Annotated in this window: 18 protein-coding genes; 15 read left to right on the top strand and 3 right to left on the bottom strand. The window is 59.6% G+C overall.

The window, feature by feature from the left end; translation table 11 throughout:
* The first annotated feature begins 114 nt into the window (after window positions 1–114).
* The 11 genes from edd (at window position 115) to GBC55_RS25500 (ending at window position 13,942) form a co-directional block, all read left to right on the top strand.
* Window positions 115–1,941 carry a phosphogluconate dehydratase gene (gene edd / locus GBC55_RS25550; RefSeq protein ID WP_162440208.1) on the top strand — a complete coding sequence of 609 codons (1,827 nt, stop codon included), beginning with the start codon at window positions 115–117 and terminating at the stop codon, window positions 1,939–1,941.
* Complete coding sequence (locus GBC55_RS25545; protein WP_162440209.1) at window positions 1,938–2,888, top strand: glucokinase; 951 nt, start codon at window positions 1,938–1,940, stop codon at window positions 2,886–2,888. Before edd ends, GBC55_RS25545 begins: the two co-directional genes overlap by 4 nt.
* Window positions 2,889–3,062: 174 nt before the next feature.
* Window positions 3,063–3,794 (top strand): response regulator transcription factor, encoded by a 732-nt coding sequence (locus GBC55_RS25540; RefSeq protein WP_007903365.1) that lies wholly within the window; start codon window positions 3,063–3,065, stop codon window positions 3,792–3,794.
* Window positions 3,784–5,253, top strand: coding sequence for an ATP-binding protein (locus GBC55_RS25535; RefSeq protein WP_162440210.1), 1,470 nt, complete (start codon window positions 3,784–3,786; stop codon window positions 5,251–5,253). Before GBC55_RS25540 ends, GBC55_RS25535 begins: the two co-directional genes overlap by 11 nt.
* A gap of 242 nt (window positions 5,254–5,495) precedes the next feature.
* The gene (locus GBC55_RS25530; protein WP_162440211.1) at window positions 5,496–6,755 is read left to right on the top strand and encodes an AGE family epimerase/isomerase; all 1,260 of its coding nucleotides are present in this window, start codon (window positions 5,496–5,498) and stop codon (window positions 6,753–6,755) included.
* 116 nt (window positions 6,756–6,871) lie between these two features.
* Window positions 6,872–8,164 carry an ABC transporter substrate-binding protein gene (locus GBC55_RS25525; RefSeq protein ID WP_162440212.1) on the top strand — a complete coding sequence of 431 codons (1,293 nt, stop codon included), beginning with the start codon at window positions 6,872–6,874 and terminating at the stop codon, window positions 8,162–8,164.
* Between the two features lie 186 nt (window positions 8,165–8,350).
* Window positions 8,351–9,259, top strand: coding sequence for a sugar ABC transporter permease (locus GBC55_RS25520; protein ID WP_162440213.1), 909 nt, complete (start codon window positions 8,351–8,353; stop codon window positions 9,257–9,259).
* Window positions 9,252–10,097, top strand: coding sequence for a carbohydrate ABC transporter permease (locus tag GBC55_RS25515; protein WP_162440214.1), 846 nt, complete (start codon window positions 9,252–9,254; stop codon window positions 10,095–10,097). Before GBC55_RS25520 ends, GBC55_RS25515 begins: the two co-directional genes overlap by 8 nt.
* A 2-nt stretch (window positions 10,098–10,099) precedes the next feature.
* Window positions 10,100–11,260 carry a sn-glycerol-3-phosphate ABC transporter ATP-binding protein UgpC gene (gene ugpC / locus GBC55_RS25510; protein ID WP_162440215.1) on the top strand — a complete coding sequence of 387 codons (1,161 nt, stop codon included), beginning with the start codon at window positions 10,100–10,102 and terminating at the stop codon, window positions 11,258–11,260.
* Between the two features lie 191 nt (window positions 11,261–11,451).
* Window positions 11,452–12,798, top strand: coding sequence for a carbohydrate porin (locus GBC55_RS25505; RefSeq protein ID WP_162440216.1), 1,347 nt, complete (start codon window positions 11,452–11,454; stop codon window positions 12,796–12,798).
* A gap of 292 nt (window positions 12,799–13,090) precedes the next feature.
* Window positions 13,091–13,942, top strand: a complete 852-nt coding sequence (locus GBC55_RS25500) for a D-hexose-6-phosphate mutarotase (RefSeq protein ID WP_162440217.1) — start codon at window positions 13,091–13,093, stop codon at window positions 13,940–13,942.
* A gap of 38 nt (window positions 13,943–13,980) precedes the next feature.
* Here GBC55_RS25500 and GBC55_RS25495 read toward each other — a convergent pair whose 3' ends face one another.
* Window positions 13,981–14,841, bottom strand: coding sequence for a MurR/RpiR family transcriptional regulator (locus GBC55_RS25495; protein ID WP_175649041.1), 861 nt, complete (start codon window positions 14,839–14,841; stop codon window positions 13,981–13,983).
* Window positions 14,842–15,080: 239 nt separating this feature from the next.
* Between GBC55_RS25495 and zwf the strand changes: the two genes are divergently transcribed.
* Genes zwf through GBC55_RS25480 form a run of 3 tightly spaced genes read left to right on the top strand, consistent with a single transcriptional unit; the run spans window position 15,081 to window position 17,933 of the window.
* Window positions 15,081–16,550 carry a glucose-6-phosphate dehydrogenase gene (gene zwf, locus GBC55_RS25490; protein WP_162440218.1) on the top strand — a complete coding sequence of 490 codons (1,470 nt, stop codon included), beginning with the start codon at window positions 15,081–15,083 and terminating at the stop codon, window positions 16,548–16,550.
* The gene (pgl, locus tag GBC55_RS25485) at window positions 16,537–17,250 is read left to right on the top strand and encodes a 6-phosphogluconolactonase (protein WP_162440219.1); all 714 of its coding nucleotides are present in this window, start codon (window positions 16,537–16,539) and stop codon (window positions 17,248–17,250) included. Before zwf ends, pgl begins: the two co-directional genes overlap by 14 nt.
* A gap of 17 nt (window positions 17,251–17,267) precedes the next feature.
* Window positions 17,268–17,933 carry a bifunctional 4-hydroxy-2-oxoglutarate aldolase/2-dehydro-3-deoxy-phosphogluconate aldolase gene (locus GBC55_RS25480; RefSeq protein WP_162440220.1) on the top strand — a complete coding sequence of 222 codons (666 nt, stop codon included), beginning with the start codon at window positions 17,268–17,270 and terminating at the stop codon, window positions 17,931–17,933.
* A gap of 254 nt (window positions 17,934–18,187) precedes the next feature.
* Here GBC55_RS25480 and GBC55_RS25475 read toward each other — a convergent pair whose 3' ends face one another.
* Together GBC55_RS25475 and GBC55_RS25470 are read right to left on the bottom strand one after the other, a co-directional pair.
* Complete coding sequence (locus GBC55_RS25475) at window positions 18,188–19,369, bottom strand: aminotransferase class V-fold PLP-dependent enzyme (protein WP_162440221.1); 1,182 nt, start codon at window positions 19,367–19,369, stop codon at window positions 18,188–18,190.
* A 38-nt stretch (window positions 19,370–19,407) separates the two neighbouring features.
* The gene (locus tag GBC55_RS25470; protein ID WP_162440222.1) at window positions 19,408–19,644 is read right to left on the bottom strand and encodes a DUF3820 family protein; all 237 of its coding nucleotides are present in this window, start codon (window positions 19,642–19,644) and stop codon (window positions 19,408–19,410) included.
* A gap of 204 nt (window positions 19,645–19,848) precedes the next feature.
* Between GBC55_RS25470 and GBC55_RS25465 the strand changes: the two genes are divergently transcribed.
* Window positions 19,849–20,316, top strand: a complete 468-nt coding sequence (locus tag GBC55_RS25465; RefSeq protein WP_162440223.1) for a PA2169 family four-helix-bundle protein — start codon at window positions 19,849–19,851, stop codon at window positions 20,314–20,316.
* Window positions 20,317–20,541: the final 225 nt, after the last annotated feature.

The following is a 20,541-nucleotide window of genomic DNA, read 5'->3' as shown; positions in this document are numbered from 1 at the left end:
ACCTGAATCAACTGGTCCGAATGATCAAGAAAACCGCCTGTCATCCCAATCACAGCGGTGCTTGTTCAGCATAGACAATCAGGTCGCCACATCCGTTAGCCTGGAGTTCTACACATGCATCCCCGCGTCCTTGAGGTCACCGAACGGCTTATCGCCCGTAGCCGCGCCACGCGTGAGGCCTACCTTGCACTGATTCGCGGTGCGGCCAGCGACGGTCCGATGCGCGGCAAGCTGCAATGCGCCAACTTCGCCCACGGCGTCGCCGGTTGCGGCACCGACGACAAGAACAGCTTGCGGATGATGAACTCCGCAAACATTGCAATTGTTTCGTCATATAACGACATGCTGTCGGCGCATCAGCCGTACGAAGTCTTCCCTGAACAGATCAAAAAGGCCCTGCGCGAAATCGGCTCGGTCGGTCAGTTCGCGGGCGGCACACCGGCCATGTGCGACGGCGTGACCCAGGGCGAGCCCGGCATGGAACTGAGCCTGCCGAGCCGTGAAGTGATTGCGATGTCGACGGCCGTGGCGCTGTCGCACAACATGTTTGACGGCGCGCTGATGCTGGGCATCTGCGACAAGATCGTGCCGGGCCTGATGATGGGCGCCCTGCGTTTTGGTCATCTGCCGACGATCTTCGTACCGGGCGGGCCAATGGTCTCGGGCATTTCCAACAAGCAGAAAGCGGATGTGCGCCAGCGCTACGCCGAAGGCAAGGCAACTCGCGAAGAGCTGCTGGAATCGGAGATGAAGTCCTACCACAGCCCTGGCACGTGCACGTTCTACGGCACCGCCAACACCAACCAGCTGCTGATGGAAGTCATGGGCCTGCACCTGCCGGGCGCTTCTTTCGTCAACCCGAACACGCCGCTGCGCGATGCGCTGACCCGTGAAGCCGCCCACCAAGTCACCCGACTGACCAAGCAAAATGGCGACTTCATGCCCATCGGCGAAATCGTCGATGAGCGTTCGCTGGTCAACTCGATTGTGGCCCTGCACGCCACGGGCGGCTCGACCAACCACACCCTGCACATGCCGGCGATCGCCATGGCGGCGGGTATTCAGTTGACCTGGCAAGACATGGCCGACCTCTCTGAGGTGGTGCCGACCCTGAGCCACGTTTACCCGAACGGCAAAGCCGACATCAACCACTTCCAGGCGGCGGGCGGCATGTCGTTCCTGATCCGCGAGCTGCTGGAAGCCGGGTTGCTGCATGAAAACGTCAACACCGTGCTCGGCCACGGCCTGAGCCGCTACACCGTGGAACCGTTCCTCGATAACGGCGAGCTGGTCTGGCGCGAAGGACCGACCGACAGCCTCGACGAAGAGATTCTGCGTCCGGTGGCGCGTGCGTTCTCGGCAGAGGGCGGCTTGCGTGTAATGGAAGGCAACCTCGGACGTGGCGTGATGAAAGTCTCCGCCGTAGCGCTGGAAAACCAGATCGTCGAAGCACCGGCAATGGTGTTCCAGGATCAGCAGGACCTGGCCGATGCTTTCAAGGCAGGTTTGCTGGAGAAAGATTTTGTCGCCGTGATGCGCTTCCAGGGGCCGCGCTCCAATGGCATGCCGGAACTGCACAAGATGACGCCGTTCCTCGGTGTGTTGCAGGATCGAGGCTTCAAAGTCGCGCTGGTGACTGACGGGCGCATGTCCGGTGCCTCGGGGAAAATCCCGGCCGCTATCCATGTCAGCCCCGAAGCCTATGTGGGTGGCGCTTTGGCGCGGGTGCAAGAGGGCGATATCATCCGCGTCGATGGCGTCAAAGGCACTCTTGAGCTTAAGGTGGACGCCGACGAATTCGCCAAACGCGAACCGGCCAAGGGCCTTCTGGGCAATAACATCGGCAGCGGTCGCGAATTATTTGGCTTCATGCGCATGGCCTTCAGCTCGGCGGAGCAGGGCGCCAGCGCCTTTACTTCTGCCCTGGAGACGCTTAATTGAAACTGGCTTTGGTCGGTGACATCGGAGGAACCAACGCGCGTTTTGCGTTGTGGAAAAACCAGCAGCTGGAATCTATCCAGGTGCTGCCGACCGCGGACCACACCAGTCCGGAAGAGGCCATTGGCGTCTACCTTGGCGGGCTGGGGCTGAAGCCGGGTTCGATCGGTTCGGTGTGCCTGTCGGTCGCCGGCCCGGTGAGCGGCGATGAATTCAAGTTCACCAACAATCACTGGCGCCTGAGCCGCGAGGGGTTCTGCAAGACCTTGCAGGTGGACCAGCTGCTGCTGGTGAATGACTTCTCCGCCATGGCGCTTGGCATGACCCGTTTGCAGCCGGATGAGTTTCGAGTGGTGTGCGAAGGTACGCCGGAGCCGTTGCGGCCCGCGGTGGTCATTGGTCCGGGCACCGGCCTGGGCGTTGGCACCTTGCTGGACCTGGGAGAGGGCCGTTTCGCCGCATTGCCGGGCGAGGGCGGTCACGTCGATCTGCCTTTGAGCAGTCTGCGGGAAACCCAGCTATGGCAGCACATCTTCAATGAGATCGGGCATGTCAGCGCCGAAACGGCGTTGAGCGGCAGCGGCTTGCCGCGTGTTTACCGGGCGATTTGTGCGGTGGACGGCCATGAAGCGGTGCTCGAAACACCGGAAGCGATCACCGCGGCCGGGTTGGCGGGTGACCCGGTTGCGCTGGAAGTGCTAGAACAGTTCTGCTGCTGGCTCGGCCGCGTGGCCGGCAACAACGTCCTCACCACCGGTGGGCGTGGCGGCGTGTACATCGTGGGCGGGGTGATACCGCGGTTTGCCGATTTCTTCGTTGAAAGCGGATTTGCCCGGTGCTTCGCCGACAAGGGGTGCATGAGCGATTATTTCAAAGGCATTCCGGTGTGGCTGGTGACGGCGCCGTATTCCGGATTGATGGGTGCTGGTGTGGCGCTCGAACAGGCTTGAGACCGTAGCGCCCCTATCGCTGGCAAGCCAGCTCCCACAGGATGGGTGACACATTTCAAAATGTGCACAAAACCTGTGGGAGCTGGCTTGCCAGCGATGGGGCCCTCACAGATAAATAGAATCATGATCGATCAGGCATAATCCGCCCCATTCAAATAACAAGGACGCCGCCCAGTGAGCTCAGTCAACAAGTCGATTTTGTTGGTCGATGACGATCAGGAGATACGCGAGTTGCTGGACACCTACCTGACCCGCGCCGGGTTCCAGGTGCGTACCACGCCCGACGGTGCAGGCTTTCGCCAGGCCCTGAACGAGGCTCCGAGCGATCTGGTGATCCTCGACGTGATGCTGCCGGACGAAGACGGTTTCAGTCTGTGCCGCTGGATTCGCCAGCACCCGCGCCAGGCGCAGGTGCCCATCATCATGCTCACCGCCAGTTCCGACGAAGCCGACCGCGTGATCGGCCTCGAACTGGGCGCCGACGACTATCTTGGAAAACCCTTCAGCCCCCGTGAATTGCAGGCACGCATCAAGGCCTTGTTGCGCCGTGCGCAGTTCGGTCAGGAGCGCTCCGGCAGTGAAGTGCTGGCCTTCGATGACTGGCGGCTGGACATGGTCAGCCATCGGCTGTTCCACATCGACGGTGAAGAAGTGATCCTCTCCGGCGCTGATTTCGCGTTGCTGAAACTGTTCCTCGATCACCCTCAGGAAATCCTCGACCGCGACACCATCGGCAATGCCACCCGGGGGCGCGACCTGATGCCGCTGGATCGCATCGTCGACATGGCGGTCAGCCGTCTGCGGCAACGCCTGCGCGACACCGAAAAACCTCCTCGACTGATCCGCACCGTGCGCGGCAGTGGCTACCAACTGGCAGCCAACGTGGTTGCCAGCAATGGCCACTGAGTTCTTCCGTAAACTGGCCGCCCGGGTCCCGGTGCCGCGTTCGCTGCTCGGACGGATGTTGCTGCTGACCTTGTTGGCGGTGCTGTTCGCTCAAACCTTGTCGAGTGTGATCTGGGTGTCGCAATTGCGCGCCACCCAGCTCGAAGGCCTGGTCACCAGTGCCCGTAGCCTCGCGCATTCGATGACCGCCAGTGTCAGTTACTTTCGCTCGTTGCCGGTGGCGTTCCGGCCACTGGTGCTCGACCAGTTGCGCAGCATGGGCGGTACCCGCTTCGTCGTGACCCTCAACGACAAACCCCTGGGCATGGAAGTGCTGCCGATCACCCCGCGCAAGGAAGCCGTGCTCAAAGCGGTGGACGAAGTGCTGCGCCAGTCCCTGGGCCACGACACCGATATCTCGGTGACCTTCGTCAGCCCCGAAGACCTGCGGATCTTCAACAGTGGGTTGAAACTGGATGAGTTGCCGCGTTCCTGGGCGCATTACGCGTTGACCCTGGAACCGGTAAACCCGCCGGTACTGGTCACGCAGATCCAGATGGCGCCGGGCGAGTGGCTGTACATCGCCTCGCTATTGCCCGAACCCTACACCAGCCTTGAAGAGCAGGGCCTGCCTGCGCAACAGGTCTGGTTCATCGTGCTTACCAGCGGTTTTCTGCTGTTGTTCATTGGCCTGCTGGTGCACTGGCAGAGTCGTCCGCTCAAGCGTCTTGCTCGCGCGGCACGGGACATGTCGCTGGGGGCAGAAGTCGAGCCCGTGGCAGAGGGCGGTGGCAGTGAAGTGGTCGAGGTGGGCCGCGCCTTCAATGCCATGCGTGAACGCATCAGCCGTTACCTGACCGAGCGCAGCCAGTTGTTCAGCGCGATTTCCCATGACTTGCGCACACCGATTACCCGGCTGCGACTGCGGGTTGAATTGCTGGAAGACGAGCAGCTGCAAGCCAAGTTCGGCCGCGATCTCGACGAGCTGGAGCTGTTGGTCAAAGGCGCGCTGCAATGCGTGAAAGACACTGACATCCACGAGAATATCGAGCCGGTGGACCTGAACCACGTACTTGATTGTCTCGTGGAACCGTACCTGGCCCCCAACGGCAATGGCCGGGTCACTCAGCATGGACGGGCGCTGGCGGCGTATCCGGGTAAGCCGTTGGCGCTCAAGCGCTGCATTGGCAACCTGATCGACAACGCGTTGAAGTACGGACAGACCGCGCATTTGCACATCGATGACGATGAAAGTGCGTTTATCCTGCATGTCGACGATGAGGGGCCGGGCGTTCCGGAGCAGCGGCTGGAGCAGGTTTTCGAACCGCACTTTCGGTTGGCGGGACAGCAGCAGGGTTATGGGCTGGGGTTGGGAATTGCGCGCAACATTGCCCATAGCCATGGCGGGGAAGTCAGTTTGCAGAACCTGCGTGAAGGTGGGTTGCGGGTGACGTTGCAGTTGCCGCGTCCTATTGATTAACACTAACCCTGTGGCGAGGGAGCTTGCTCCCGCTGGACTGCGCAGCAGTCCCCTCCTTTCAGGTAAAGAGTGGGGCCGCTTCGCAGCCCAGCGGGCGCAAGCTCCCTCGCCACGGGAGATCACTTGTCGCAATCACTGGGCAAATGTCACAGCTTGGTGACATAACTCGCCCCCTTCGTTACAAGCCCGTCCCCGCCCGTTGTTTAGACTGCCCCCAGTCATAACAACAAAAAAGGCACCCCATGCACACCTTCCAACCCGCCTTCAGCAGCTGGCTGAATGCACCTGCCCATCAGCAATGGCTCGCCGCAGAAGGCTTGCGTCTGCTGGCGTTTGCCAAGGCGTCCAGACTCCCCGAAGGCTTTGGCAACCTCGATGAAAAAGGCTGTCTCGCGGCTGACGCCCACGCTGAAACCATGAACACCGCCCGCATGACCCACAGCTTTGCCATGGCCCATATCCAGGGCTTGCCGGGCTATGCCGAACTGGTGGATCACGGCGTAAAAGCCCTCAGTGGCCCATTGCGTGATGCTGAGCACGGGGGCTGGTTTGCGGCCGCACATCATCGGGATGGCAACACCGGCAAGGCCGCTTACTTGCATGCTTTCGTCGCGTTGGCGGCGAGCTCTGCGGTCGTCGCCCAGCGACCCGGCGCCCAGGCGTTGCTCGATGATGCGATCGACATCATCGACAAGTATTTCTGGAGCGAGGAGGAGGGCGCCATGCGCGAGTCCTTCAGCCGTGACTGGGACGAAGAAGAACGTTATCGCGGTGCCAACAGCAACATGCACGCCACCGAAGCGTTCCTCGCCTTGGCCGATGTTACCGAAGACAACCGCTGGCTGTGCCGCGCCCAACGCATCGTCGAGCGTGTCATTCACGGTCACGCGGCGGTCAACGATTACCGCGTGGTCGAGCATTTCGACCGGGACTGGCAGCCGTTGCGCGATTACAACCACGACAATCGCGCCGATGGTTTCCGCCCTTACGGCACAACGCCGGGCCACGGTTTCGAATGGGCGCGGTTGTTGTTACACCTTGAAGCTGCGCGGGTTCAGGCCGGTATGCTCACACCGGGTTGGCTGGTCACGGATGCGCAGAAACTCTTCGAGCGAAACTGCTTGTCCGGGTGGGAGGTCGACGGTGCACCGGGCATTGTCTACACCCTCGACTGGGACAATCGCGCGGTGGTGCGTCATCGTCTGCACTGGACGCATTGCGAAGCCAGCGCGGCTGCCAGCGCACTGCTCAAGCGCACCTTCGACGCACAATACGAAACCTGGTACCGACTGTTCTGGGACTTTTGTGACACTCATTTCATCGACCGTGAACAGGGCAGCTGGCACCACGAACTCGACCCGCAAAACCACCCGAGTGCCGACATCTGGGCGGGTAAGCCCGACCTGTATCACGCCTGGCAAGCGGTGTTGATTCCGCGCCTGCCACTGGCGCCGAGCATGGCGACCGCTCTGAAGCAGTTATCCCAGAGCGCTCCTGTGTAACCATGTGGTGACATTCGCACGTCCCTTCGTTACCTGCGAGGGGATCACTCCTGTTTAAAATCCGTGCAGCGCAAGCACCAGACTTGCATGCATAACAACAAGAAAGGTACTTCTAGATGAACGCGATTTCTCGCCTCGCTACGCTCATTTCTCTTGCCTCCCTGTCTGCGCTTCCTCTCAGTGCTCTTGCTGCCGATGCCAAAGGTTCGGTGGAAGTGGTTCACTGGTGGACGTCGGGTGGTGAAAAAGCAGCGGTCGATGTACTCAAGGCCCAAGTCGAAAAAGACGGCTTCACCTGGAAAGACGGCGCAGTCGCCGGCGGTGGCGGTGCTACTGCCATGACCGTACTGAAAAGCCGCGCAGTGGCCGGTAACCCGCCAGGCGTAGCGCAGATCAAAGGTCCGGACATTCAGGAATGGGCGTCCACCGGCCTGCTCGACACCGACGTATTGAAAGACGCTGCCAAATCGGAAAAGTGGGACAGCCTGCTCGACAAGAAAGTCTCCGATACCGTGAAGTACGAAGGTGACTACGTGGCTGTGCCGGTGAACATTCACCGCGTCAACTGGCTGTGGATCAATCCGGAAGTCTTCAAGAAAGCCGGCATCGACAAGGCACCTACCACGCTCGAAGAATTCTACGCAGCGGGCGACAAGCTCAAGGCTGCGGGCTTCATTGCGCTTGCCCACGGCGGCCAGCCTTGGCAGGACAGCACTGTGTTCGAAGCGGTAGTGCTTTCGGTCATGGGTGTCGACGGTTACAAGAAGGCCCTGGTCGACCTCGACAACGCCACCCTGACCGGTCCGGAAATGGTCAAGGCGCTGACCGAACTGAAGAAAGTCTCGACCTACATGGACGCCGACGGCAAGGGTCAGGACTGGAACCTGGAAGCGGCCAAGGTCATCAACGGCAAGGCCGGCATGCAGATAATGGGTGACTGGGCCAAGAGCGAATGGACCGCAGCCAAGAAGGTCGCCGGCAAGGACTACGAGTGCGTAGCCTTCCCGGGCACCGACAAGGCGTTCACCTACAACATCGACTCCCTGGCCGTGTTCAAGCAGAAAGACGCGGGCACTGCGGCCGCTCAGCAGGACATTGCCAAGATCGTGTTGGGTGAAAACTTCCAGAAAGTCTTCAGCATCAACAAAGGCTCGATTCCCGTTCGAATCGACATGCTGAACGACATGGGCAAGTACGGTTTTGACGCCTGCGCCCAGACCGCCGCCAAGGACTTCCTGGCAGACGCCAAGTCCGGCGGCCTGCAACCGAGCATGGCGCACAACATGGCGACCACGCTGGCGGTACAGGGTGCGTTCTTTGATGTCGTGACCAACTTCATCAACGATCCGAAAGCCGATCCGGCCACCGCTGCCAAGCAACTCGGCACTGCCATCAAGGCTGCCAAATAACGGCTAGCGCCGCAGCCCCTCTGTGGGGGCGGGCTTTTTGTGGGAGCCGGGCTTGCCCGCGATGCAGACAACTCGGTTTATCAGTTGCACCGGGGTGATGCCATCGCTGGCAAGCCAGCTCCCACAGAAGCCCGCTCCTGCCAGGGAATGCGCTTGTAATCCTTTCTCTACGTACTGGATCTTCCCATGAGTTCTGTTGCTGTGTTCAGCAAAGCCTCGCCGTTCGATGCATTGCAGCGCTGGCTTCCCAAACTGGTGCTGGCGCCGAGCATGTTCATCGTCCTGGTGGGCTTCTATGGCTACATCCTCTGGACGTTCGTTCTGTCGTTCACCAGTTCGACTTTCCTGCCAACCTACAAATGGGCAGGACTGGCGCAATACCAGCGGTTGTTCGACAACGACCGTTGGTGGGTAGCGAGCAAGAACCTGGCGGTGTTCGGCGGCATGTTCATTGGTATCACCCTGGTGATCGGTGTGCTGCTGGCGGTGTTCCTCGACCAGCGCATTCGTCGCGAAGGCTTTATTCGCACCATCTACCTATACCCGATGGCGCTCTCGATGATCGTCACCGGTACTGCGTGGAAGTGGCTGCTCAACCCGGGCATGGGCCTGGACAAATTGTTGCGTGACTGGGGTTGGGAAGGCTTTCGCCTGGACTGGCTGGTCGACCCGGATCGCGTGGTGTATTGCCTGGTGATCGCAGCGGTGTGGCAAGCCTCGGGCTTCATCATGGCGATGTTCCTCGCCGGTTTGCGTGGCGTCGATCAATCGATCATCCGTGCCGCTCAGATCGATGGCGCGAGCATGCCGCGCATCTACCTGAAAGTGGTGCTGCCGAGCCTGCGTCCGGTGTTCTTCAGCGCCGTGATGATCCTGGCCCACATCGCGATCAAGAGCTTTGACCTGGTGGCGGCGATGACGGCCGGCGGCCCGGGTTACTCCTCCGATTTGCCTGCGATGTTCATGTATTCCTTCACCTTCAGTCGCGGCCAGATGGGCATGGGCTCGGCCAGTGCGATTCTGATGCTCGGTGCGATTCTCGCAATCATCGTGCCTTACCTGTACTCCGAGCTGAGGACCAAGCGTCATGACTAGTTTCGCTGCCAAACCTTCCATCAGCCTGAGTCGCATCGCGATCTACGCGGTGCTGATCCTTGCGGTGTTTCTGTACCTGATACCGCTGGTGGTCATGCTGTTGACCAGCTTCAAGACACCGGAAGACATCAACACCGGCAACTTGCTGAGCTGGCCGACCGTGATCACCGGGATTGGCTGGATCAAGGCCTGGGCCACGGTCGACGGGTATTTCTGGAACTCGATCAAGATCACCGTTCCGGCGGTGCTGATCTCCACAGCGATTGGTGCGTTGAACGGCTATGTGCTGTCGATGTGGCGCTTCCGTGGTTCGCAGCTGTTCTTCGGCCTGTTGCTGTTCGGTTGCTTCCTGCCGTTCCAGACCGTCCTGCTGCCAGCCTCGTTCACCCTCGGCAAGATGGGCCTGGCCAGCACCACCACCGGCCTGGTGTTCGTGCACGTGGTTTATGGCCTGGCGTTCACCACACTGTTTTTCCGCAACTACTACGTCAGCGTTCCCGATGCATTGGTGAAAGCGGCGCGGCTGGATGGCGCGGGTTTTTTCACCATCTTCCGCCTGATCATCCTGCCGATGTCCACGCCGATCATTATGGTCTGCCTGATCTGGCAGTTCACCCAGATCTGGAACGACTTCCTGTTCGGCGTGGTGTTCTCCAGCGGTGATTCGCAACCCATCACGGTAGCGCTGAACAACTTGGTCAACACCAGTACCGGGGCCAAGGAATACAACGTTGATATGGCGGCGGCGATGATCGCCGGGCTGCCGACCCTGCTGGTCTATGTGGTCGCAGGCAAGTATTTCGTGCGCGGGCTGACGGCCGGCGCAGTCAAGGGGTAATCATGGCTACGCTCGAACTTCGCAATGTAAACAAGACTTATGGCCCGGGTTTGCCGGACACCCTCAAGGACATCGATCTGTCGATCAAGGACGGCGAGTTCCTGATCCTGGTCGGGCCTTCGGGGTGTGGCAAGTCGACGCTGATGAATTGCATCGCCGGCCTCGAGAGCATCACCGGCGGCGCGATCATGATCGATGACCAGGACGTCAGTGGCATGAGCCCGAAAGATCGCGACATCGCGATGGTGTTCCAGTCCTATGCGCTGTACCCGACCATGAGCGTGCGTGAAAACATCGCCTTCGGTTTGAAGATTCGCAAAATGCCGGCCGCCGACATCGATGCCGAAGTGGCGCGCGTGTCCAAGCTGCTGCAGATCGAGCACCTGCTCAATCGCAAGCCGGGCCAACTCTCCGGCGGTCAGCAGCAGCGTGTGGCGATGGGCCGTGCCCTGGCGCGGCGGCCGAAGATCTACCTGTTCGATGAACCACTGTCCAACCTCGACGCCAAGCTGCGCGTCGAGATGCGCACCGAAATGAAACTGATGCACCAGCGCCTGAAAACCACCACGGTCTACGTGACCCACGACCAGATCGAAGCGATGACCCTGGGTGACAAAGTGGCGGTGATGAAGGACGGCATCATCCAGCAGTTCGGCACGCCGAAAGACATCTATAACAACCCGGCCAATCTGTTCGTGGCGAGCTTCATCGGTTCGCCGCCGATGAACTTCATCCCCCTGCGTTTGCAACGCAAGGACGGCCGTCTGGTGGCGCTGCTCGACAGTGGCCAGGCCCGTTGCGAGTTGCCGTTGGGCATGCAGGACGCCGGCCTGGAAGATCGTGAAGTGATCCTCGGTTTGCGTCCGGAGCAGATCGTACTGGCGGGTAACGAGCCGAACGCGCTGCCGACCATTCGCGCCGAAGTACAGGTCACCGAGCCGACCGGTCCGGACACGCTGGTGTTCGTGAATCTCAACGACACCAAAGTCTGCTGCCGCTTGGCGCCGGATGTTGCGCCGGCCGTGGGCGAGACCCTGACCCTGCAATTCGATCCGTCGAAAGTGCTGCTGTTCGATGCCAAGACCGGGGAGCGCCTGGGCGTGGCCGGCGTGCCAAAAGCGGAAGCTCATGCGGGCAACGTGACCCAGTTCAAAGGCCGCTGAAGAACGAAATGTGGGAGCGAGCTTTTGTGGCGAGGGGATTTATCCCCGTAGAACTGCGCAGCAGTCCCTTCTTTTTGGGTCGCTTCGCAACCCAACGGGGATAAATCCCTTCGCCACAGAGCCCGCTCCCACAGGGGGTGTAAACCGCGTTAGAAAATAAAAGTTAATAACAATAAAACGAGGATGTAGGGATGAAGAAGAACAACAACGCTCAGCTTATCTGCCAGTTGTCAGCCGTTGCGGCAATGATGCTGGCCGGTAGCGTGCACGCGGCTGACGCGTTTAGCGCCGACTCCGAATGGATGACCGGTGATTGGGGCGGTGAGCGGACCCGGCTGATCGAGCAGGGCGTCGACATCAAGATGGACTACGTTGGTGAAGTCGGCGGTAACCTTCACGGCGGCTACAACAACGACAAGACGGCGCGATACTCCGACCAGTTTGGCCTGGGCGTGGCACTGGACCTGCAAAAACTGATGGGCTGGGACAACACCCAGGCCAAGATCCAGCTCACCAACCGTAACGGTGAAAACATCTCCAATGACCGTGTCGGCGACCCGCGCGCGGGGACCTTGAGTTCCTCCCAGGAAGTCTACGGCCGTGGTCATATGGTCCGACTGACCCAGTTGTGGATCAAGCATCAGTTCTTCGACAACCAGCTCGACGTTAAAGCCGGTTATTTTGGCGAAGGTGAAGACTTCAACACCTTCCCGTGCGAGTTCCAGAACCTGGCGTTCTGCGGCTCCCAAGTGGGTAACTGGGCCACCAATATCTGGTACAACTGGCCGGTCAGCCAGGCGGCGATCCGCCTGAAGTGGAACATCTCGCCTGAGTTCTATGCGCAGATCGGTGCGTACAACCAGAACCCGTCGCAACTGGAACACGGTAACGGCTTCAAGCTCAGCGGCAGTGGCACGGCGGGCACCGTCTTGCCGGTTGAACTGGTCTGGCTGCCGAACCCGAACAAACTGCCGGGCGAATACCGTGTCGGTTACTACAAGAGCACGGCCAAGGCCGATGACGTTCTTGAAGACGACAATGGCAATAATGCCGCCACCAGCGGCAACGCTTATCGCAGCCACAGCAGCAAGTCCGGCTACTGGTTCGTTGCGCAGCAACAACTCACCAGCCATAACGGTGACGCGACGCGTGGTCTGAACATCGCCGCGAACGCCACGTTCCACGACAAGGACACCAACATCGTCGACAACTACCAGTCGTTGATGTTTGTGTACAAGGGCCCGTTCGACGCACGTCCGAAAGATGACGTCGGTATCGGTGCCGCCCGTATCCACGTCAACGATGACGTGAAGAAAAACGCCGAGTTGGTCAACGCCTCCAACAACGTCACTGACTACCAGGACCCACTGTTCGCACCACTGCGTAACACCGAATACAACTACGAGATCAACTACGGCTTCCACGTGACCAACTGGTTGACCGTGCGTCCGAACCTGCAATACATCACTCACCCGGGCGGTGTGGATGAAGTGGATAACGCGCTGGTGGCCGGCCTGAAAATTCAGTCGGTGTTCTAACGCTGTTGCGATAAGCTCCTCTCTATGTGCGCATGTTTGCGGACGGCCAAGGCTGTCCGCTTTTTTTTGTGTGGTATGTGAAAGCACAACTGTGGCGAGGGGATTTAGCGAAACGTCGCACCGCCCCGTTGGGCTGCGAAGCGGCCCCCGAATTTGATACTGCGGTGTGTCAGGAACACCATACGCAATGGTTTACGACTGCTTCGCAGTCGAACGGGGATAAATCCCCTCGCCACAGTGTTCGATGAACACAGAAATATGAGTTCACCCATGATTTCCAGGACCGCGGCACATGCATGAGCATCCGCTACAACGCTTCTTCAAATCCTTGCGCGAACGTCCGGTGTTCGCGTGGGAGCGCTATCAAATGCGCGACGTGTTGGTGATCGACCATCCGTTGTGCCAGGCGGTGTTCAGCCGTCAGGGGGCGCAGCTGTTGCACTTCCAGCCGAAGGGGCAGAAACCCTGGCTCTGGTGTGCAGCGAAGTGGCCGCACGTGGGGGCGATTCGCGGCGGTGTCCCGGTGTGCTGGCCATGGTACGGCCGCCACCCGAGCGAAAACGCCTGGCCGTCCCATGGTTGGGCTCGGCTGCTTGACTGGAAACTGCTCGACAGCAGCGCCGATGAACAGGGCGTGCACCTGCACTGGCAGCTGCAGTTATGCGATTGGCAGGTGGATTTGCATGCGCATCTTGGCGAGCGCATGGATTTGCGTCTGAGCACCGAACATCAAGACAGTCTGCCGTGCCAGTTGAGCCAGGCTTTGCACGCCTATTGGCGTATTGGCGATGTGGGTGAGGTAGCGCTGTCTGGCCTCGACGGGGCGCACGGTTATGACCAGTTGAATCGCCAGGTGTGCCAGCAGGAAGGAGAGTTGCGAGTGGAGGGCGGTTGTCAACGGGTGTTCCAGCACGACGGCGAATTGCAGCTCAAAGACCATGCGTGGCAGCGGGAATTGTGTATCGACACGGGCGACGATGCGGACACGGTGGTCTGGCATCCCGGGACGCGGCCGTTGCTGGGGGTGAGCTGGAATGAGGTCTGCGAGTTTGTCTGCGTTGAGGCCACGAGCGGTGGCGGCGAAAGCCGGAGCCTGGCGCCGGGGCAGAAAGCTCATCTGAGTTTGCAGGCGCGGGTGGGGTGATCGTTCCCACGCGGGAGCGTGGGAACGATCACGGTGGGTTAGTTGAACTCATCCCCAACCGGATACCGGCTCGCATTCAAACTCTCTTTGATCTTGCGCAGGTGCGGCTGGAAGTCCACGCCGCGGCGCAATGTCATGCCGGTCGCCAGCACATCCAGTACGGTCAGCTGAATGATTCGTGACGTCATCGGCATATAGATGTCCGTGTCTTCCGGCAGCGGAATGTTCAGGCTCAAGGTGCTGGCCTTGGCCAATGGCGATCCCTCCGCCGTCAGACCCAATACCGAAGCGCCGTTTTCCCGGGCGATGCGTGCCACTTCCACCAGCTCGCGAGTACGGCCGGTGTAGGAAATGATCACAAACAACTCACCGGTGTGCGCCACGGAAGCAATCATTCGCTGCATCAGCACGTCGGCATGGGCAGTGACGGCCAGGTTGAAGCGGAAGAACTTGTGCTGCGCATCGAGCGCCACCGGGGCCGAGGCGCCGAGGCCGAAGAAGTGGATTTGCCGGGCCTGGATCAACAGGTCGACGGCGCGACTGATCAGGTTCGGGTCCAGGGCCTGCAACGCGCTGTCCAGAGAGGCGATGGCACTGCCGAAGATCTTCTTGGTATAGGCCTCCGGATTGTCATCAGCCTCGACCGCGCGGCTGACGTATGCCGCGCCACTGGCCAGGCTCTGGGCCAATTGAAGCTTGAGTTCGGGATAGCCGCTGACACCGAAGGAACGGCAGAAACGGTTGACCGTCGGCTCGCTGACCTTTGAGGCCTGGGCGAGGGCGGCGATGCTGAAGCGGGTGGCCTGCTGTGGATTAAGCAGAATCACTTCGGCAACTTTGCGTTCGGCCTTGTTCAGGTCTTCAAGGCGATTCTGGATCTGTTCCAGTAAATTTCGCACGCGGTCCATATTGATTCCTTAGCTCCGCAAACAAGAGAGCAATGCAAATTAGGGCCCCGGCTATGCAAATTGGGACTTTGATCGGGCCGGTCACGGTGGCCTATCCTACTGATGGCTCCGACCGACCACCACTCGGAATCCACATTTTGCGAAAATGTTGTGGTTATTACTACATTTTCTCTTGAGCGATACCTTAAAAAAAGGTATTTGTAGCTTAACTTGATAAAAGAACAAACATCATGCCTTCGATTACGGTTGAACCGTGCACCTTTGCCTTGTTCGGCGCCCTCGGCGATCTGGCCTTGCGCAAGCTGTTTCCAGCGCTCTATCAACTCGATGGCGCGGGCCTGTTGCACGAGGACACACGCATTATCGCCCTGGCCCGTGAGCCTGGCAGCGAGCAGGAGCACCTGGCGCTCATCGCCACCGAGCTGCGCCGTTATGTCGGTGCCGCAGAACTGGACGAAACCGTCGTTGAACGCTTCCTTGCCCGTTTGAGCTACCTGCACGTCGACTTCCTCAAGGCTGACGATTACGTCGCCCTGGCCGAACAGGCCGGCACCGCGCAACGAGTGATTGCTTATTTCGCCACGCCGGCCGCTGTGTATGGCGCGATCTGCGAGAACCTGGCAAGGGTCGGCCTGGCCGAAAACACCCGCGTCGTGCTGGAAAAGCCCATCGGCTCGGACCTGGAATCCTCGCGCAAGGTCAACGACGCCGTGGCGCAGTTCTTCCCGGAGAACCGCACCTACCGCATCGACCACTACCTGGGCAAAGAAACCGTCCAGAACCTCATCGCCCTGCGCTTCGCCAACAGCCTGTTCGAAACCCAGTGGAACCAGAACTACATCTCCCACGTGGAAATCACCGTGGCCGAGAAGGTGGGAATCGAGGGTCGCTGGGGTTATTTCGACAAGGCCGGTCAGCTGCGGGACATGATCCAGAATCACCTGTTGCAGCTGCTTTGCCTGATCGCGATGGACCCGCCGGCCGACCTGTCCGCCGACAGCATTCGCGATGAGAAAGTCAAAGTGCTCAAGGCACTGGCGCCGATCAGTCCGGAAGGCCTGACCACTCAGGTAGTGCGCGGTCAGTACATCGCCGGTTACAGCGAAGGCAAACCCGTACCGGGCTATCTGGAAGAACCGAATTCCAACACCCAGAGCGATACCGAAACGTTCGTCGCGCTGCGTGCCGATATCCGCAACTGGCGTTGGGCCGGTGTGCCGTTTTACCTGCGCACGGGCAAGCGCATGCCGCAAAAGCTCTCGCAGATCGTCATCCACTTCAAGGAACCGTCCCACTACATCTTCGCCCCGGAACAGCGCCTGCAGATCAGCAACAAACTGATCATCCGCCTGCAACCGGACGAAGGTATTTCCTTGCGTGTGATGACCAAGGAACAAGGCCTGGACAAGGGCATGCAGCTGCGCAGCGGTCCGTTGCAGCTGAATTTTTCCGACACCTATCGCAGCGCTCGGATCCCCGATGCCTACGAGCGGTTGTTGCTGGAAGTGATGCGCGGCAATCAGAACCTGTTTGTCCGTAAAGATGAAATCGAAGCCGCGTGGAAGTGGTGCGACCAGTTGATCGCCGGGTGGAAAAAATCCGGTGATGCGCCCAAGCCGTACGCGGCCGGGTCCTGGGGACCGATGAGTTCCATTGCACTGATCACGCGGGATGGGAGGTCGTGGTATGGCGATATCTAAATTGAAACTGCCTCAGGGCGTCAGCGCTCATGAGTTCAAGAGCCCGGTGTTGCTGGCTGAAGGCCTGGCACTGACCGTTGCCAGACAACTGAGCGAAGCCATCGATGCCACTGGCACCGCCACATTGGTGGTCTCGGGTGGGCGCAGCCCGGTGGCGTTTTTCCAGCACCTGGCCAAACAGCCGCTGGACTGGTCCAAGGTTGTCGTGACCCTGGCCGACGAGCGCTGGGTGCCGGTGGAACATGCCGACAGCAATGCCGGTTTGCTCAAGCGTTACCTGTTGCAAGGTCCGGCGGCGAAGGCGAAGTTTCTGAGTCTGTACAGCGCTACCGCCAGCCTTGAACTGGCCGCCGAGCAGGCCGATCGCTTGCTCGCCGAGCTGCCACCCATCGATGTGCTGATTCTGGGCATGGGCGACGACGGCCACACCGCCTCGCTATTCCCCAACAGTCCGAACCTGGCCGACGCGCTGAAAGTCGACGGTGCACGTCGTTGCTATCCGATGCTGGCGCCGACTGTTCCGCATCAACGCCTGACCATGAGTCGTGCGTTGCTGGCTTCGGCCAAGAACACTGTTCTATCGATTTCCGGTCAGTCCAAGCTGACCACCCTCAGTGCCGCATTGGCCGGTGACGATGTCGCCGCCATGCCGATTCGCGCGTTTCTGCAACCTACGTTAGAGATTTACTGGTGCCCATGAGCCAAGGATCAGCCGCTATGAAAAACACTTCCCCGACCCTTTCCATGGCGGACAAAGTTGCCCTGATAGACAGCCTCTGCGCCAAAGCGCGGATTTTGCCGGTGATTACCATCGCTCGCGAACAGGACGTTCTGCCCCTGGCCGATGCCCTGGCTGCCGGTGGCCTGACCGCCCTGGAAGTGACCCTGCGTTCGCAGTTCGGCCTCAAAGCCATCCAGATTTTGCGCGAGCAGCGTCCGGAGCTGGTGACCGGTGCCGGTACCGTGCTGGATCGCAGCATGCTGGCAGCGGCCGAAGCGGCCGGTTCGCAGTTCATCGTTACCCCGGGCATTACCCGTGATCTGCTCGAAGCCAGTGTCGACAGCCCGATTCCGCTGTTGCCAGGCATCAGCAACGCGTCGGGCATCATGGAAGGCTACGGCCTGGGTTATCGCCGCTTCAAGCTGTTCCCGGCGGAAGTCAGCGGCGGCGTCGCGGCCATCAAGGCCTTGGGTGGCCCGTTCGGCGAAGTGAAATTCTGCCCGACTGGCGGCGTCAGCCCTGCCAACATCAAGAGCTACATGGCGTTGAAAAACGTGATGTGCGTGGGCGGTAGCTGGATGCTTGATCCGGAATGGATAAAGAACGGCGACTGGGCCCGCATTCAGGAATGCACCGCCGAGGCTTTGGCGCTGCTGGACTGATCAATCCCAAACACTTCGTTGTGTGTTCTACGGCTTTACGGTGCGCTTGGTCGGTGCACCGTTTTTTTTTGCCTTGAGTATTGTGGCTGCCGACACGCTTTTTGTAGCAGCTGGCGAAGCCTGCGTCCGGCTGCGTAGCAGCCGTAAAACCAGAATGTAGGATTTACCTGACACACTGCGTGCACTGGATTACGACTGCTGCGCAGCCGGACGCAGGCTTCGCCAGCTGCTACAGAGGTGGTCACCCGCAGACATCAGCGCAGTTCATCCAGCGCCCGGACCAGCAACGCCATCTCCGCTGCCGTCGTGGTTAGCCCCGGTGTAATCCGGATACAAGGCCCGCACGCCGCGCCCGTACGCACCACGGTAAACAGGTTGTACTCATTGAGGAGCCGCTCGGCCATGACCTGCTGATCGGTGTGCCGGGTGAAGCGCATCGCGGTGATGCCGCAGTACAGGCGGGGATCATCCGGGGTCATGACTTCGATACCGGGCAGGTCGCGCACGGCCTTCACCCACTGGTTGCGCAGGTAATTCAACCGCGATCCCTTCGCCGGGGAGCCGCCCATGGACTGGTGCTCTTCAAACACCAGCGGCAGCGTCATCAGTGCCGGGATATTGGGCGTGCTGTAGGACGTACGTGCGCGAATGTCGTTGATCGCAAAGTGCATCTCGCCCATGTCCGGATCGATATCGGCCAGACGCTGCTCGGCGATGTACATAAAGCCCAGCGTCAGCGGTGCACCGATCCATTTGTGCAGGTTGAAGCCCGCGAAGGCGATACCCAGCGCTTCGAGATCGAATGCAATCTGCCCGAGCGCATGAGCGCCATCAAGGATCACGTCGATCCCATGCTCCTTGGCCGCGGCGGCGATGGCCTGTACCGGCATGACCAGTCCGGTGCGATGGGTGACGTGCGTCAGGGCCATCAGCTTGAGTCCTGGATGGCGCGCGAACGCCTCACGATAGCTGGCCAGTAAGTTGTCAAAGGTGGCCGGGTGAGGGTGGTCAATCTCGATGACTTCAACACCGCGATGGCGCGCCAGCCAACGCATGGCGCCTTTGACGGTGTCGTATTCCAGGTCGCTGATCAGAACCTGATCACCCGGCTGCAGGCGGTTGTAGTTGCGGATCAGCGATTGCAAGCCATCTGTTGCGTTGTGGGTAAGGGCGATGGTTTGCGCACGTACACCCACCATCTCGGCAAGCTGGGCGCGAATGTCCAGGCTCTCGCCCAGTTCAAACCGCCGACGCACGTGCACCGAGTTGCTGCGATTGATCAATTCGATGTTGCGCTGAAACTCCTCGACCACCGTGCGCGACATGCGACCGAAGTAACCGTTTTCCAGGTTTATCGGGCCAGGTTCGACCGCGTAGCGGTCGGCAAAGGTTTCCCAGAAGTCTTCATCGCGGGCGCGCAGGGTGTTATCGGGCATGGGCTTCTCGATAGGGCGTAGGTCAGGGTATTGCCGGATCAGTGGCGCGGGGCAGGTCTGCCATGCTTGGCGCGCAGCGGTTCGAGCAGGTCCGATAGACCGTTGTGATCGATTTCCTGCATCAAGGCCAGCAAGCCACCCAATTCACCATGAGGAAAACCTTCACGGGCGAACCAGTTCAGGTATTGGCCGGGCAGGTCGGCAATGATCCGACCTTTGTATTTGCCGAAGGGCATTTCGCGGGTGATCAACAGTTCGAGCTTTTCCGGGTTCATCGATAGGTCGTCTTGATTCAGTCAGTCTGGAAAATACAGGCATTCTGCATGCAGGCCAAATGACAGATCATGCAAAACACGCGGATGCAGATTTACAGTTAAAACATAACTTATTGATAAATAACGATTAATTTGTATTTCCAAAGCTGGCATGCAGGGTGCAATAGCTATTGCATCTTTCATCAACCCGCAAGGAATTGAAAAATGACCGACATGAATAAAGAAGCCATCTCTGTACTCAACGACCTGATTGAAACCTGCAAAGACGGTCAGGAAGGGTTCAAGACTTGCGCCGAAGACATCAAGCACCCAGAACTCAAAACCCTGTTCGTGACTCGTTCTGCCGATTGTGCAACCGCTGCTGCTGAACTGCAGTCTGCCGTGCGTTCAATGGGGGGCGATCCGGAAACCTCTACCAGTGTGAGTGGTGACCTGCACCGCCGTTGGGTAGACGTGAAGTCGATGTTCACCGGCAAGGACGAAGAAGCCGTGTTGAACGAAGCCGAGCGCGGTGAAGACCATGCACTGAAGGCTTACAAAGAAGCCATCGAAAAAATCAACAAGCACAACCTGGTCGGTATTCGTGATCTGGTTGAACGTCAGTACCACGGCGTGCAACGCAATCATGACCAGGTGAAAGCCCTGCGTAATCAGGCTCGCGCCCGTTCGTAAGGGTTCGTAGCCGATAAAAAAACGCCTGTTAATCAGGCGTTTTTTACATCAAAAGATCGCAGCTTGCGGCAGCTCCTGCATTGGAATGCGTTTCCTGAAGGAGCTGCCGTGTTGCGGTCGAATTTTTTTAGACCATGATGTAGGAGCGTCGATCTAAGGAAGCATCATGGGTTATCGGGTTGTCACGTCAGAGCAAAAAGCAGAGGCCATTCGCTTGGTTGTGGA

The organism is Pseudomonas sp. TNT3 (assembly GCF_010095445.2).
Taxonomy (GTDB): domain Bacteria; phylum Pseudomonadota; class Gammaproteobacteria; order Pseudomonadales; family Pseudomonadaceae; genus Aquipseudomonas.
The sequence above is the reverse complement of the archived record's forward strand: the minus strand, read 5'-3'. Positions and strand labels throughout refer to the sequence as shown.